Raw genomic sequence first — 14,243 nt, forward strand, 5'->3', positions numbered from 1 at the left:
CCCATCGACCGCCCACTCCCAGGAGAAACCGATGACCGTTCAGGCGCAGCCCCCGACCGACCGCGAGAACATCGCCAAACGCCTGCTGCGCTCCTCGGCGAAGGCGTCCTTCGACCCCCTCGTGGAGATCGACTGGGACGCCCCGATCGACGAGGACCGCTACGCCATCCGTCCCGAGCGCGTCTCGATCTACGGGACCGAACTGTGGGACCGGCTCACCGAGGAGCAGCGCAAGGAGCTGAGCCGGCACGAGATCGCCAGCGTGGCCAGCATCGGCATCTGGTTCGAGACGATCCTGATGCAGATGCTGGTCAGGCACGCCTACGACCGCGACCCCACGAGCAACCACGTCCAGTACGCCTACACCGAGATCGCCGACGAGTGCCGGCACTCGGTGATGTTCGCCAGGATGATCGACAAGCTCGGGGCTCCCCACTACCGGCTCGACCCGGTCACGCACCTCCTCGGCAAGGTCTTCAAGACGATCTCCAACGGGCCGCTGACCTTCAGCGGGGCGCTGTTCGTCGAGGAGATCCTGGACCAGTTCCAGCGCGAGATCATGGCCGACGACGCGCTGGAGCCGCTCACCCGGGCGGTCTCCCGGATCCACGTGGTCGAGGAGGCGCGGCACATGCGCTACGCCCGCGAGGAGTTCGTGCGGGAGTGGCGGCGCAAGAGCCTGCTGTCGCGCGTCTACACCCGGTTCGTGCTGGGCCTCGTCGTGTACTACTCCACGACCCGGCTGATCAACCCCCGCTGCTACGCCCAGGTGGGACTGGACCCGCGTGAGGCCCGCAGGGCCGCGCGCCGCAACCCCCACTGGCAGGACACCACGACCTGGGCGGCGCGCAAGGTCGTCAAGACGCTGAGCGAGGCCGGCGCCATCTCCGGGCCCGGCAGGTACTTCTGGCGCAGGGCCGGCCTGCTCGGCCGCCGCGGCGCGCCGTCGACGGCGTGAGGAGCGCGATGGCACCGGGGGCGGGGGCGCGGACGTGAGCGGCATGGGAGACGAGGAGGAGGAGTACCGGGGACCGGCGACCGCGGTGATCGACGGCCGCGAGGCCGCGGTGCGGGTGCACCTCGCCGGCCACTTCGACCCGCTCACCGGCGGCTACCGCTGGGTGGGCCGGATCGCGGCGAATCCGGAGGTCACCGCCTGCTTCGAGACGGGCCGGAGATCGGTGCTGATCCGCACGCCCGACGGCGCGGCCGAGGGCGTCCTGGCCGAACCCGACGTCTGGGGCGGCCACCCGGTCTCGGGCGCCGGCCGGCCGCCGTTCCCGGTCCCCGAGGTGCTCGCCGAGGATCTGGAGGACTGATCGAACCTCGACCGCTGCGTTCGCGTGGCGAGGCGGGAGTTTCACGGCCCGGACCCGCTGTGCCGTCGGCGCTGCGCGCACTGCGACAGCCGACCCCCTGTACGAGCGCGATCATCGAGCATCGGTGAGGGACCGCCGGTGGGCGTGCGGCCCTATGAGGTCGTGGGGGGTGCCGGCGCACTTCGACAGGTTCACCGGGCGCCACATGCCGCACTGCCACAACCTCGAACACGAGGACATGGCGATGGCGGCCGACTTCGACGCGGTGTGAGCAGGGCCGGTCGGACGGGAGGGCGTCGCCGCCGGAGGCATCGCTAAACCGAGGCGGGGCCGTAGGCGTAGGGGTGGACCGGTTCCAGGTCGTCGGCCGGGGTGAACCAGGTGGACATCGCGTACGGGTCGTGCGGGCCGCCGAGCGGATCGGCCCGCTCGTCGAGCAGCCGCAGCGACTCCAGGTGTGCCGGGGCGAAGGCGTTCTCCGCCAGCGCCTCGAAGTAGCCGGCGGCATCGGCCAGCAGCGCGTGGCCGCTCAGGTGGTCATGGGCCGCCCGGAACATGGTCCGGACCGCCAGCGCCTCGCCGAGGCAGGCGGGGGGCCGCCAGCAGGACTCGACCAGCCGGTGCGCGCCGGTGCCGGCCACCAGCAGGAAGCGGCGCACGAACCCGATGTCGCAGCGGTGCGCGACCGGCTCGGGCAGGACGCCCAGGATCTGCGGCTCCGCCAGGTCCGCGGCCGTCCCGCCGCCGATCCGGTGCAGCGCGTCGAGGTCGCGGTAGAGGCCGTCGAAGAACGCGTAGACGCCCATGAGCAGCGATCCGGCCAGCAGGTCGGCGCAGCGGGGCGCGGGCGCGGCCCCGTCGTGCAGGCCGAACATCTCCGGACCGAACGCGCGCAGCCGCGGCGCGTGGACGAGCAGGCACCGCCGCACCCGCGCCCGGTCGATCTCGGAACCGGCGGAGCCCGCGCGCGGCGCGGCCGGCGGGACGGTTCCGGGGTCGGCGGCGCGCCGGGGGAGGTCGCCGTCGGGCCCCTGGACCCGGCAGCCGGTGACCTGCCAGTCGTCGAGCGCCTCGTGCTCCAGCAGGAGCCGCGCCACCGTGAGCCGCAGCCCGGTCTCGGCGTCCTCTGGCGAGGGCGCCTCGGCGACCGCGCTGACGACGGCGCCGCGGCCGTGCGCGAGGCAGCGGACCGCGTGCAGCCGGACCACGGCGCCGTCGGGCCCCTGGATCCGGACGACGGCGTCGAGCTGCTCCAGGAGGATCTGCGCCCCGCCGCGGGAGCGCAGCTCGTCCAGCTCCCCGGCGTCACCGGGGATCTCCACCTCGATCTGAACGGCGTAGTGCACGGCGCCTCCCGGCGGTCGGGTCGGTTGGGGATCTCCGACCGTAGGCGAAGGCCGTCAAAGCGCGTCGCGGTTGTCCACAGGTGCGCTCCGACCTGCGGTTACCAGATGTCCTCCTGTCGGAAGAAGGCGGCGCCGGTGTGGTCGGCGCGTTCGGCGGCGTAGCCCGGCTTGACGACCCTGTTGATCAGGTCCAGGCGCTCGTCGTGGCCGATGAACGCCGACTTCATGGCGTTGACGGTGAACCAGCGCAGGTCGTCGAGGGTGTAACCGAACTCCTCGGCCAGCGCGGCGAACTCCCCCGTCATCGAGGTCCGGCTGATCAGGCGGTTGTCGGTGTTGACCGTGACGCGGAACCGCAGTCGGCGCAGGACGTCGATCGGGTGCTCGGCGAGGCTGCGGACCGCGCCCGTGTGCAGGTTGGAGCTCGGGCACAGCTCCAGCGGGATCCGCTTGTCGCGCACGTAGGCCGCGAGCTGGCCGAGCTTGGCGCCGCCGCCGTCCTCCACGGCGATGTCGTCGATGATCCGCACGCCCTGGCCGAGCCGGTCGGCGCCGCACCACTGGATGGCCTCCCAGATGGAGGACAGCCCGAACCCCTCGCCGGCGTGCAGGGTGAGGTTGAAGTTCTCGCGCTTGACGTACTCGCAGGCGGAGATGTGCCGGGTGGGCGGGTAGCCGGCCTCGGGGCCGGCGATGTCGAAGCCGACCACGCCGCGGTGCCGGAAGCGCACGGCGAGGTCGGCGATCTCCAGCGAATCGGCGGCCTGGCGCATGGCCGTGAGCAGCAGCCTGACGTCGATGACGCGGCCGAACAGGCGGGCGCGGGCGGTGCCGACGCGCAGTCCCTCCAGCACCGCATCGACCACCTGCTCGCGGGTGAGCCCGGCGCGGGTGTGCAGTTCGGGGGCGACCTTGACCTCGGCGTAGACGACGCCGTCGGCGGCCAGGTCCTGGGCGCACTCGGTGGCCACCCGGGTCAGCGCCGCAGCGTTCTGCAGCAGGTCGGCGATCGGGGCGAAGCGCCCCAGATAGCTCTCCGGCGAACCGGCCCCTGCGGCGAACCAGTCGCCGAGCCGGCCGGGGTCCAGGGTGGGCAGGCCGTCGTAGCCGGCCTCCCCGGCGAGCTCGGCGAGCGTCGCGGCTCGGACCCCGCCGTCGAGGTGGTCGTGCAGGACGACCTTGGGCACCCGCCGGATGGTGTCGTGACTGAGTCGGTTCATCGTCCTCCTCCCGCCGCCGGATCGCACGGTCGGCGCCGATTCGTTCGGCCGGTGCGTCACCCGGCCGTGTGGGTAAATTGCCCGGAGTCTAGCCGAGGCGAACCCCCGCCGCGCCGCATCCCCCATCGAGAGAGGCGCGGCGGGACAGGGCGAGTTCTCTCGTCGATCTTGACCCTGTTGGGTTGTCGCAGCGTTCTCAGGCCCCACAAGGCCAAGATCGGCGGGCGGGCCCACTCGACTTCCGCGGACCTCAGCAAGCCTCGGCGGTCTCCCACGGCCAGTGGGCGGCGCGGCCGGCCTCGATCAGCGGGATCATGCCGAACGCGGCGTCGGTCAGGCCGGCGAACGCGTGCCGGTTGCCCTCGCCCGAAGGGCCGTGGCCGCGCCGGTAACCCACCAGGTTCCAGGTGTACACCGGGACCTGCGGCGGGACGGCCGCGGTGGGGTCGGCGCCCCGCCGACCCGCCCACGCCTGCTCGTCGGTGACGATGACGACCCGGTCGTGCCCGCGGTAGTTGTCGCGGACCGCCTGGGCGGTGTTGGTGCCGCCCAGGCTGCCGAACCGCTCGACCACGCGCAGCACGGCCTCGCCTCCGCGCACGGCGACCGGCCGGTGGCCGGTGCCGAACTCCACGAGGTCGGCCTCCCGCGCGCGCAGCGCCAGCGCCGCGCCGAACACCGCGGCCGCGTCGGCCGAGGTCAGTTGGGACCGCGCCGACATCCGGCCGAACATCGACCCGGACCGGTCCACCAGGACCAGCGTGCGCCCCGGCAGCGCGGGCACGTTGGCCAGCGACGCCTGCAGCGCCCTCTCCAGCGCCGCGCCCCAGCGCAGCGACGGGGCGGCGCGGTGGGCGGCGAGGAACCGCATGGGCATCTGCCGCGACCGCGCGACCTCGGCCGGGTCGGCCAGCCGCGCGGCCACCGCCTCGGCGACCTCGTCGCCGACACCGGCCTCGTCGAAGTTGCGCAGGTTGCGCAGCCGGGCCGTGTAGCCCATGGACGGCAGCACCGTCTGCCACGCGGCCGCGTCCATCGGCCCCTGCAGCCAGCCGGCCAGCGCCTCCCACGTCATCGCGGCCCGACGCAGTACGTCGGCGGCGTCGGGGCGGTCCAGCACGGCGCGGCGCTCCGCAACGGGCAGCGCCATGAGGTCGGCGCGCGCCCGCAGCGTCGCCAGTCCGGCCGGGACCGGGTTGTCCCGGCCGTGCCGGCGGTCCAGGGCGTGCCGGAACAGCTCGCCCTGCCCACTGGTACCGGCCACCGGGTGGGTGAGGTCGATGACGTCGCCGAACCGGAAGGCGCGGGCGTCGGTGTCGTACTTCAGCAGCGCCCGCTCGGTGTAGAGCCGGGTCACCGCGTCGGCGATGCCGCGCTTGACCGGCTTGGGCACGGACCTGCCGTAGCGCCCGGTCCAGTAGGCCAGCGCCTCGCCGGGCTCGTCGGGCCGCAGCAGCACCGAGTCGACGAGCCGGCGGCTGCGGCCGTGCGCTCCGGCCGCCAGTCGCGCCCTGGCCGCCTCCAACGCTCCCACCAGGGACGCCGAGCGCAGCCCCGCCTCCCGCCGCAGCCAGCCCAGCAGGCCGGACAGCCAGTCGGGGTCGTCGACGGCGAGCCGGGCGACCAGGGCGCGGAACCGCTCGTCGCGCTCGTCGGCCGCCTCGTAGAAGGTCTGCTCGCCGACCATCTGGGCGACCGCCAGGACGAAGAGCTCGGAGCGGGGGTCGCGCAGATGGCCGGGCGCGCCCTCGTGGGTGCGTCCGGTGGCGACGCGCTCGGCGGTGACGGGTCCGGCGCCGACCGGGGTCGTGCCGGCCCGGTTGAACTTGGCCATCGCGCACCTCCTTCATGGTGCCGGGAACGGGGCGGACACCGGGAGGGACCGCGAGCACGAGAAGAAGGGGCGCCCGAGGACGGGGGTCGGCGACGGAAATAACGCCCAGCGCTCTACACGACCCGTGCTGTCCGCACCTGAGCCACACCGGATGCGAAATCCGGTGGCGGGACTCGAACCCGCGACCTCTGGGTCCCCAAGTATCCGTCACCTGCGCACCGGGCGCCCTTCTTCGGTTTTCGCGATGCCGCTCCCGAGTTCGGATCGGCGACGGCCGTGCGGCCTCGAAGCCGTTTCCAAAGACCTCGGGGTCTGGGGAAGTAACCGTCGCCCGCGCACCGGGAGGTGCACGGCCCCCACCGTAGAAGGGGGCCGCGGGGCGGCGCCACCGGTTTTTCCGGCGTACCGGTCCCGCTCGGAGAAAGGGCCCGGAAAAGGGCATGAAAAAGGACGCCCGAGGTCGAGATCGGCGGCGGAGACGTAGCGCTCTACCGAATTGAGCTACGCCCCCGAAGGGGCGACGGGACTCGAACCCGCAACATCTCATTTTTCAGGTGAAGTATCCGCTGCCTGCGCACCGGGCGCCCTTTTCCGATTTCCGCGGTGCCGCTTCCGAGGTCGAGGCGACGACGGACATCCGCGACCGGTTCGCACCGGCCGCGTCATGGATTCGAACCACGTGAGTGCCAGAAGTAACCGTCGTCTGCGCACCGGAAGTGCACGGCTCCACACTAGAACGGAGCCCTATCGCTCCTCCACCGGTTTTCGCGCCGGCGCAGGAGGTCGACGGGGACGCCGGGCCCGCGCGCCGCGTCGCGGCTCAGCGCGTCCGGCGCCCCCTGATCCCCCATACCAGCAGGCCTATGCCCGCCAGCAGGACGACCGGCCCGAGGACTCCCCACAGCCGCACCCCGGTCATGGGGCTGCCCTGCAGGTGGCCCCATCCTTGGAGTCCCCATACTCCGCCGATCAGCACGAGCAGCGCGCCCAGCACGATCAGGGTCCAGCTCTTCATCTCTTCCGCCTCTCACCGGCTCGTCCATGGGGAATTCGGAGCCGGCGGCCGGGCGGATGGGTCCGGCGCACGCGGTGCCCGGCCGCCTCGCGGAGCGGCCGGGCACCGGCGGGCCACGATCGGGGCGCTCATCGGGCTCTGCCGCCGAGATCGCGGGGCGAGGCGGACTTCCACGGCGCGGACCCGCTGCACCGCCGGCGGCTTGCGCGCACCGCGACAGCCGGCCCCCTGTGCACACCCGGTCGTCAGATATCGATCAGCTCCCGTACTCGGCCCGGATGCGGTCGGCGAAGTGGGAGAACTCCGCGCCGTGCAGGAACGCCGAGCGCATGGTGCCCGGGTCGGCCACGCCCTGGCCCGCGATGTCGAAGGCCGTGCCGTGGTCGACGGAGGTCCGCAGGATCGGCAGCCCCACCGTCACCGAGATCGTGCCGTCGAAGTCGTAGGTCTTGGCTGCGATGTGGCCCTGGTCGTGGTACTGCGAGAGCACGCCGTCGTAGCGGCCCTGCAGCAGCTGGTGGAAGACCGAGTCCGCCGGGACCGGGCCCGTGACGTCGGCGCCGGTGGCGCGCATCCGCTCCACGGCCGGGGTCAGGTGCACGATCTCCTCGTCGCCGAACGCGCCGTTCTCCCCGCCGTGCGGGTTGATCGCGGCGACGGCCAGGCGCGGTTCGTCGTGGCCGAAGACCCGCAGCGCGGTCAGCGCCTCCTCGATCTGGGCGATCTGCTGCTCCTCGCTGACCTGGTCGAGGGCCGTGCGCAGCGACAGGTGCCGGGTGGCGAAGAAGATCTTCTTGCCGCGCACCACGAACATGGTGTTCTGCCGGGTCACACCGGTCAGCTCGCCCAGCATCTCGGTGTGTCCGAGGTGCTTGCTGCCGGCCGCCCAGATGGCCTCCTTGTTGATGGGGCCGGTGACGATGCCGGAGACGTCGCCGGCCATCGCGGCCCCGGTCGCCACCTCGATGGCGCGCACGGCTGCGGCGCCGGCCCGCTCGTCGACCCTGCCCCACTCCAGTTCGGTCTCGCCGAGGACGCCGATGTCGAAGCAGTCGATCACGCCCTCCTCCCTGGCGGGCAGCTCCCATGAGCCCACCGCCCGGATCCGCACGTCGAGGCCGCACACCTCGACCGCGCGGCGGAGCACGGCGGGGTCGGCGACGACCACACCGCGCGCGGAGGCCTGCGCGCCCACTTCGGCCAGGGTCCGCACGGTGATTTCAGGACCGATGCCGACCGGGTCGCCAACGGTGACGGCGAGGGTCGGGCGTTGCGTCATGACTGGTTCCTCCAGTTGTAGCGGTGCCGCGGCGCTTCCGGCGCCGCGGGATCGGGATGTCAGTGCCGGACGTGGTCGGCCGGGCCGCCGGGGACGAGGACGTGTTCGGACACCTCGGCGCGCACGTTGCGCAGCCGGGTCTGGACGGCGCGGCGCAGCTTGCCGAAGCACTCCAGGATCGTTCCGTCGTCACCGACCAGGCCGCCCTTGGTGACGACGGGGGTGCCGTCCAGCGGGCCGCCGCTCAGGGTTCCGTACACCGCGAGCGGCACGACCTCGCCGCCGACCTCGAAGGCGTGCACGTCGAGCTCGTCCAGGACGGCCGAGGTGACCTCGCCGCCGCTGGTGTAGAGGCCGCTGGGCACCCCGGTGGATCCGGCGTCGCGGGCCACCTCGTGTACGACCTCCGAGACCAGCCCGGCCAGCAGGCGGGGCAGGGACCGGCGGGCCGCGGCGGGCAGCTCGACGACGTCGCCGGCCGAGGTCGCGGTGCGCAGGATCACCACTTCGGGGAAGACCGCGGTGGTGAGGTGGTCGACGAGCTCGCGGGCCAGGTCGGCGCGGTGGCCGGCGTCGTCGGCGGTGAACCGGGCGGCGTCGATGTCGACGAACCGGGCCGGGCCGGTGCGGGCGACGGCGTCGAGCTGGCGGCGGGTGAGCTCGGTGGCGCTGCCGACGACGGCCAGCAGCGGGCCGACCGAACCGCCCCGGCCGCGCAGCCGCAGCGCCTCGGCGAGCAGCGCCCCGGTCGGCCCCGGGTCCACGGCCACCCACACCGTGCCGTCGATGCGGTGCGCCTCGGCGGCCGCCTCGGCGATGTCGGCCAGGTGCTGCTCGGTGAGCGCGTCGCACAGCACGATCGGCTCGTCCCCGGCCATGAGGTCGGCGGTGAGCAGGGTCTGGGTGACCTGCCGGATCGGCACGTGCCGCACCGGCAGGCGGGTCTGCTCGGCCACGATGTCGGCGATCACGCTGGTGCGCATGGGGGTGAGCGGGTCGAACGCGAGCTCGGTGCGCTCCAGCGGCACGCCGTCGAGCAACTGGATGCCGTCGACGGTGACCCGCCCCGATGCCGGGAAGGCCGGGGCGAACAGCGCCCGCACCCGCGTCGCGGCCGGGGTCCGCTCCCGGACCGCCAGCAGGGCCGCCTCCAGCTCCGCGCCGATGTTGCCGCGCAGGGTGGTGTCGGTCCGCTTGACCACGAGGCTCACCGGCCAGACCGCCTCGACCACGTCGGTGACGAGGTCGGCGGCCTGTTCGGCGGGCAGGTGGCGGCTGTCCAGGTTGGCGATGACGACGTCGTAGTCCTCCGCCGCCCGGGTGACGTGCTCGGGCGCGACGGTGGCCACCCGCTGCCCGGCGCGGGCGAACCGGGCGCCGGTGGCGTTGGCGCCGGTGAGGTCGTCGGCGATGACGAGAATCTGGGCCATGGTCGTCCCCTACCTCAGAATGAGCGCTGCGATGCCGAGGAGGGGCAGCGTGGCCAGCCACAGCACGGTGGTCATGCCGCTCCACATCTTCAGCGCCGACACGCCGGACAGGCCGGTGAAGCGCGTGACGACCCAGAAGTAGGAGTCGTTGAAGTAGGAGAAGACGATCGAGCCGGCGCAGGCCGAGAGCACGGCGAGCGTCGGGTCGACGCCGGCGGACTCGACGAGGGGCGCGCTCAGCGTGGCCGCGGTGATGATCGCGACGGTGCCCGACCCCTGCGCCACGCGCACGAAGCTGGCGATCACGAACGGGATGAGGAACATCGGCACCGGCCAGCCCGACACGGCGTCGGCCAGCGCGTCGCCCACGCCCGACTGGCGCAGGACCTCGCCGAACGCGCCGCCGGCGCCGGTGATGAAGACGATCATGCCCGCCGATGCGGCGGCCGCGGTGAGCCAGCCGACCACGGTCTTGCGGTCGGTACCGCGCGGCGGCAGCAGGTAGACGGCGATGACCAGGCCGATCAGCAGCGCGACGGCGGGGTTGCCGATGACGGCGAAGGTGTCGCCGACCACCGGGGGCACGGACATGGCGCCGGTGACGGTGTTGCCGACGATCAGCAGCAGCGGCAGCAGCAGCGGGACGCAGGCCCGCAGGGCGCTGACGGGCGGGTCGGCGGGCTCCTCGGCGATGTCGCGGCCGTCACCGGTGAGGACTCCCGTGGAGCCGGATCCGCCGCGCCCGTCCTCGGCGGCGAGCGCCGCGACGAGGTCGGGGTCGAGCTGGGACTCAAGCTTCGGGCCGACGATGCGCGCGTAGGCGACGACGACCGGGATCAGCAGGACCGCGAACAGCGTGCCGGCCACGATCACCGCGCCGAGGTCGGCGTTGAGCAGGCCGGCCGCCGCCAGCGGCCCGGGCGTGGGCGGCACCATGTGGTGGGTGACGGACAGGCCGCCGGCGAGCGCGAGGCAGACCACCACGAGCGGCTTGCCGTACCTGCGGGCCAGGGAGCGGGCCAGCGGGTGCAGGATGACGAAGCCGGAGTCGCAGAACACCGGGATCGAGACGACGGCGCCGGTGGCGGTCATGGCGACGTCCTCGCGCCCCTTGCCCGCGAGCCGGACGAACATCTTGGCCAGGGCGTCGGCGCCGCCGCTCTCCTCCAGGACCTTGCCGATCATCACGCCGAGCGCGATGACGATCCCGATGCCGGCGAGGGTGTTGCCGAAACCGGTGGTGATGTGCTCGATCAGCTCGGTGGCGGGGACGCCGGCGACCACGCCGGTCACCAGCGCGCCGGCCAGCAGCCCGACGAACGCGTCGAGCCTCGACCACAGGATGAGCGCGACGACCGCGGCGACGCCGAGGACCAGCGCCGCGAGCAGCTGCAATTCCATAGTCGTGATTCTTCTTTCCTACGATTCCTCCGGCGCCGCGGCCGGAGGGCCGGAGCCGAGCGACACGATGACGGGGGTGCATCGCGGGTCCTCGGCGAGGGATCGGCGGGCCTTCTCGGAAAGTCCGTCGTCGGTGATCACCGTGTAGTGACCGGGAACGATCGCCCAATGCGGGAACGGGGCCGCACCGATCTTGCTGGAGTCGGCCACGACGACCGCGTGGCGGGCGCTGCGCAGGTGGAGTTCCTTGATCGCTGCGAGCTCGGAGCTGGAGCAGTTGACGCCGCGCCCGGGCACCAGGCCGTCGGCGCCGATGAAGGCGATGTCGGCGGTGATCCGGTCGAGTACGGCGCGGGCGTAGTCTCCGACGATCGAGCCGCGCCGCTGCCGGACGCGGCCGCCGGTGAGGATCACCTCGACGTCCTCGGCGTCGTGCAGCGCCCAGAGGGGGCCGATGCCGTTGGTCACCACGGTCAGGCCGGAGCGGGCGGCGAGCCGCTCGGCGACGAAGGTCGTGGTGCTCCCGGCGTCGAGCAGCACCACGTGGTCGTCGTTGACCAGGGTGTTGGCGCATTCGGCGATGCGGCGCTTGGCCGCGGCGTTGCGTTCGCTCTTCTGGGTCCAGGACAGCTCGCCGGTGACGCTCACCGGGACCGCGCCGCCGTGGGTGCGCACGACCTTGCCGGCCTGTTCGAGTTCGCTGAGGCCGCGGCGCACGGTGGACGGGCTCACGCCGAGGACGTCGGCGAGCTCCTCGACCCGCTGTACCCCGTCGATGACGGCGTCCAGCAGCCGCTGGTGACGTGCCACAACGCTCCTCTGCTCATCTCGCGCAATCTATTCGCAACATCATGACCAGTTTGAGCAGATTAAGCAAGTGGGGAACCGAAATTTGATTGAAACACGCATGCGGTAGCCCGCGGATTCCCGGACACCGCGCACGGTGCGCACCGTCGGCGAGCGAAACGCGCGGCCGGGATCAGCCCCGCGGCCGCGTCCTCAAGACGAGCCCGGCCAGCGCCGCCGCGGCGCACAGGGCCGCGACGTAGCCGACCACGCCGCCCCATCCCACGTGGTCGTAGACGACGCCGCCGAGCCAGCCGAACACGCTGGAGCCCAGGTAGTAGGCCAGCGTGTAGAGCGCGGAGGCCTGCGCCCTGACCTCGCCGGAGGCCCTGCGGCCCACCCAGGCCGACGCGGTGGCGTGCGCGGCGAAGAAGCAGAACGTGAGGACGACGAGGCCGACCACGATGACCGGCAGCGACATCGCCAGCATGGCGAGCGCGCCCAGCACCATGCCGGCGACGCCGGCCAGCAGCACCGCGAGCCGGCCCACCCGTTCGATCACGATCCCCGCGGCGGCCGAGCTGACGGTGCCGGCGAGGTAGGCGACGAACAGGAACGCCACGACGGTCTGGGAGAGCCCGAACGGCTCCCCCGCCATCCGGAAGCCGAGGTAGTTGTAGACGGAGACGAAGGCCCCCATGAGGAACAGGCCCTGGCAGTACAGCGCGAGCAGGCCGGGGTCCGTCAGGGCGGCGGCCACCCGCCGCCCCATGCCCATCGCTCCCGCGGCCCGGCGCCCGGGCGCGAATCCCCGCGGCCGGGGGATCGCGAAGAGGAACACGAGCAGGGCGAGCAGACCCAGCACCGAGTCCGCGCCGACGCCCCAGCGCCACCCGCCGAGGTCGGCGACGGCACCGGCGACGAGGCGGCCCGCCATCCCGCCCACGGTGTTGCCCGCGATGTAGACGCCGACCACGCGGCCCAGATGGGCCCGGTCGATCTCCTCGGCCAGGTAGGCCATCGCGACGGCCGGCACCCCGCCCAGCGCGGCGCCCTGCAGCGCGCGCAGCAGGAGCAGCGTCCACAGCTCCGGGGCGAACGGCGCCAGCAGGCCCAGCACCGTGGAGATCGTCAGGGCCACCGCCATGACCCGGACCCGTCCGAACCGGTCGGACAGGCCGCTCCAGACCAGCACGAACCCGGCGAGCCCTCCGGTGGCCAGGGAGACGGTGAGCGCCACCTGCGCCGCCGAGGCCGAGAACGTGCCGGCGAGTCCGGGCAGCACCGCCTGCACGGCGTAGAGCTGGGAGAACGTGGCGACCCCCGCGGCGACCATCGCCACTGTGACGCGCCGGTATCCGGAACTGCCGGCGCGGTGGCCCTGCCGTGACGGCGTCTCGCTGACGGTGTCGCTCACTCCTCTGACGCTAGAAAATCGGCGTGAACACGTCCAATGAACGGGCGATCGGATATCTCATACCCGCCGCGTGTCCACCGTGCCCGGCCGTCAGTCCGCGGCCAGGGCGACGACCCGGCCGGTTTCGGCGCTCTGCCTGGCCGCCTCGATGACCTCCAGGCCGTGCACGGCCTCGTGCAGTTCGACCGGCAGGGGGTCGCCCTCGCCGACGGCGTCGCGGACGGCGGCGTAGAAGGCCGGGTAGTCGCCGCGTTCGCTGGGCACGGCGCGCAGGTCGCCGTCGAGCCCGAACGCGCCCCACCTGGCCTTGGGCTCCTCGCCCCAGTCCGGGGCGTCGGGGCGCTCGCCGCGCTCCAGGCGGCGCTCCTGGCCGTCCAGGCCGCTGACCGTGAACGCGGTGCGGTCGCCCAGCGCCCGGAACCGCGGGCCGAGCTGGGCGGTCAGCGCGCTCATCCACAGGTGGGAGCGCACGCCCGAGGCGTGGGTGAGCGCGACGAATGTGTCGTCGTCGGCGCGCACGCCCGGCCGGTGGGAGTCGAGTTCGGCGTAGACGCTCGCGACCGGCCCGAACAGGTTGACGGCCTGGTCGATGAGGTGCGGCCCCAGGTCGTAGAGGAGCCCGGCGCCCTCCTCGACGCCGCCCTGATCGCGCCAGGTCTCCTTGGCCTCGGGGCGCCACCGCTCGAATCGGGACTCGAACCGGTGCACCCGGCCGAGGGTGCCCTCGTCGATCAGCTTCCACAGGGTCAGGAAGTCGCTGTCCCAGCGGCGGTTGTGGAACACCGTGAGGACCTGGCCGAGCCGCCGCGACTCCTCGGCGAGTTCGCGGGCCTCGGCGGAGGTGAGGGCGAAGGGCTTGTCCACCACGACCGCCAGGCCGGCCTCCAGCGCGGCGCGGGCCAGCGGGGCGTGGCTGTCGTTGGGCGTGGTGATGGCGGCGATCTCGAAGTCGTCGGCGCGCCGCCACAGCTCGTCGACCGACGCGATCACCTCGGTGTCGGGGTAGCGCTCGCGGACGGCGGCCCGCCGCCCGGGATCGCCCGTGACGACAGCGGACAGCCGCAGGCCCGGGGTGGCGTCGATGAGCGGGGCGTGGAAGACGGCGCCGCCCTTGCCGTAGCCGATCAGGGCGACGTGGAGATCGTGGTCAGCACCGTGCGAAGAGGTCATGCGTCCAATTATGGGAGACCGCGGCC

Annotated in this window: 14 protein-coding genes; 4 read left to right on the plus strand and 10 right to left on the minus strand. The window is 73.1% G+C overall.

Annotation, left to right across the window (positions count from 1 at the left end; genetic code table 11):
* The first annotated feature begins 31 nt into the window (after nucleotides 1–31).
* From HDA32_RS21985 to HDA32_RS21995, 3 genes are all read left to right on the plus strand, one after another.
* A complete protein-coding gene (locus tag HDA32_RS21985; RefSeq protein ID WP_179645008.1) occupies nucleotides 32–958 on the plus strand; it encodes an AurF N-oxygenase family protein in 927 nt (308 codons plus the stop codon).
* 34 nt (nucleotides 959–992) lie between these two features.
* Entirely contained in the window at nucleotides 993–1,319 is a 327-nt protein-coding gene (locus HDA32_RS21990) for a DUF4873 domain-containing protein (protein ID WP_179645009.1), read from the plus strand.
* 169 nt (nucleotides 1,320–1,488) lie between these two features.
* Nucleotides 1,489–1,590, plus strand: a complete 102-nt coding sequence (locus tag HDA32_RS21995) for a multicopper oxidase domain-containing protein (protein WP_179645010.1) — start codon at nucleotides 1,489–1,491, stop codon at nucleotides 1,588–1,590.
* Between the two features lie 43 nt (nucleotides 1,591–1,633).
* Here the strand turns inward: HDA32_RS21995 and HDA32_RS22000 are convergent, their stop codons facing one another.
* The 3 genes from HDA32_RS22000 to HDA32_RS22010 all read right to left on the minus strand — a co-directional run bounded on the left by HDA32_RS22000 (nucleotide 1,634) and on the right by HDA32_RS22010 (nucleotide 5,719).
* The gene (locus HDA32_RS22000; RefSeq protein WP_179645011.1) at nucleotides 1,634–2,665 is read right to left on the minus strand and encodes a hypothetical protein; all 1,032 of its coding nucleotides are present in this window, start codon (nucleotides 2,663–2,665) and stop codon (nucleotides 1,634–1,636) included.
* A 98-nt stretch (nucleotides 2,666–2,763) separates the two neighbouring features.
* On the minus strand, nucleotides 2,764–3,885 hold the full coding sequence (locus HDA32_RS22005) for an adenosine deaminase (RefSeq protein WP_179645012.1): 1,122 nt from the start codon (nucleotides 3,883–3,885) through the stop codon (nucleotides 2,764–2,766).
* A gap of 250 nt (nucleotides 3,886–4,135) precedes the next feature.
* Entirely contained in the window at nucleotides 4,136–5,719 is a 1,584-nt protein-coding gene (locus HDA32_RS22010; RefSeq protein ID WP_179645013.1) for a TROVE domain-containing protein, read from the minus strand.
* 554 nt (nucleotides 5,720–6,273) lie between these two features.
* Here HDA32_RS22010 and HDA32_RS31530 point away from each other — a divergent pair.
* Nucleotides 6,274–6,402, plus strand: a complete 129-nt coding sequence (locus tag HDA32_RS31530) for a hypothetical protein (RefSeq protein ID WP_281370404.1) — start codon at nucleotides 6,274–6,276, stop codon at nucleotides 6,400–6,402.
* A gap of 137 nt (nucleotides 6,403–6,539) precedes the next feature.
* Here HDA32_RS31530 and HDA32_RS22015 read toward each other — a convergent pair whose 3' ends face one another.
* The 7 genes from HDA32_RS22015 to HDA32_RS22045 form a co-directional block, all read right to left on the minus strand.
* Nucleotides 6,540–6,734, minus strand: coding sequence for a hypothetical protein (locus tag HDA32_RS22015; protein WP_179645014.1), 195 nt, complete (start codon nucleotides 6,732–6,734; stop codon nucleotides 6,540–6,542).
* Nucleotides 6,735–6,990: 256 nt separating this feature from the next.
* A complete protein-coding gene (gene pdxA / locus HDA32_RS22020; protein ID WP_179645015.1) occupies nucleotides 6,991–8,013 on the minus strand; it encodes a 4-hydroxythreonine-4-phosphate dehydrogenase PdxA in 1,023 nt (340 codons plus the stop codon).
* 59 nt (nucleotides 8,014–8,072) lie between these two features.
* Nucleotides 8,073–9,443: a four-carbon acid sugar kinase family protein gene (locus tag HDA32_RS22025; RefSeq protein ID WP_179645016.1), complete on the minus strand. Its 1,371-nt coding sequence runs from the start codon at nucleotides 9,441–9,443 to the stop codon at nucleotides 8,073–8,075.
* A 9-nt stretch (nucleotides 9,444–9,452) separates the two neighbouring features.
* Entirely contained in the window at nucleotides 9,453–10,844 is a 1,392-nt protein-coding gene (locus HDA32_RS22030; RefSeq protein ID WP_179645017.1) for a GntP family permease, read from the minus strand.
* Between the two features lie 18 nt (nucleotides 10,845–10,862).
* Entirely contained in the window at nucleotides 10,863–11,654 is a 792-nt protein-coding gene (locus HDA32_RS22035) for a DeoR/GlpR family DNA-binding transcription regulator (RefSeq protein ID WP_179645018.1), read from the minus strand.
* A gap of 169 nt (nucleotides 11,655–11,823) precedes the next feature.
* Nucleotides 11,824–12,966: an MFS transporter gene (locus HDA32_RS22040; protein WP_179646867.1), complete on the minus strand. Its 1,143-nt coding sequence runs from the start codon at nucleotides 12,964–12,966 to the stop codon at nucleotides 11,824–11,826.
* Between the two features lie 171 nt (nucleotides 12,967–13,137).
* Nucleotides 13,138–14,217: a Gfo/Idh/MocA family oxidoreductase gene (locus tag HDA32_RS22045; RefSeq protein WP_179645019.1), complete on the minus strand. Its 1,080-nt coding sequence runs from the start codon at nucleotides 14,215–14,217 to the stop codon at nucleotides 13,138–13,140.
* Nucleotides 14,218–14,243 lie beyond the last annotated feature (26 nt).

This window comes from Spinactinospora alkalitolerans, assembly GCF_013408795.1.
Classification (GTDB): Bacteria; Actinomycetota; Actinomycetes; order Streptosporangiales; family Streptosporangiaceae; genus Spinactinospora; species Spinactinospora alkalitolerans.

Coding starts and splice junctions, on each gene's coding strand:
- pdxA (WP_179645015.1), bottom strand. CDS start 8,013: ATGACGCAACGCCCGACCCTCGCCGTCACCGTTGGCGACCCGGTCGGC.
- HDA32_RS21985 (WP_179645008.1), top strand. CDS start 32: ATGACCGTTCAGGCGCAGCCCCCGACCGACCGCGAGAACATCGCCAAA.
- HDA32_RS22025 (WP_179645016.1), bottom strand. CDS start 9,443: ATGGCCCAGATTCTCGTCATCGCCGACGACCTCACCGGCGCCAACGCC.
- HDA32_RS22040 (WP_179646867.1), bottom strand. CDS start 12,966: ATGGTCGCCGCGGGGGTCGCCACGTTCTCCCAGCTCTACGCCGTGCAG.
- HDA32_RS22015 (WP_179645014.1), bottom strand. CDS start 6,734: ATGAAGAGCTGGACCCTGATCGTGCTGGGCGCGCTGCTCGTGCTGATC.
- HDA32_RS22045 (WP_179645019.1), bottom strand. CDS start 14,217: ATGACCTCTTCGCACGGTGCTGACCACGATCTCCACGTCGCCCTGATC.
- HDA32_RS22010 (WP_179645013.1), bottom strand. CDS start 5,719: ATGGCCAAGTTCAACCGGGCCGGCACGACCCCGGTCGGCGCCGGACCC.
- HDA32_RS22005 (WP_179645012.1), bottom strand. CDS start 3,885: ATGAACCGACTCAGTCACGACACCATCCGGCGGGTGCCCAAGGTCGTC.
- HDA32_RS22030 (WP_179645017.1), bottom strand. CDS start 10,844: ATGGAATTGCAGCTGCTCGCGGCGCTGGTCCTCGGCGTCGCCGCGGTC.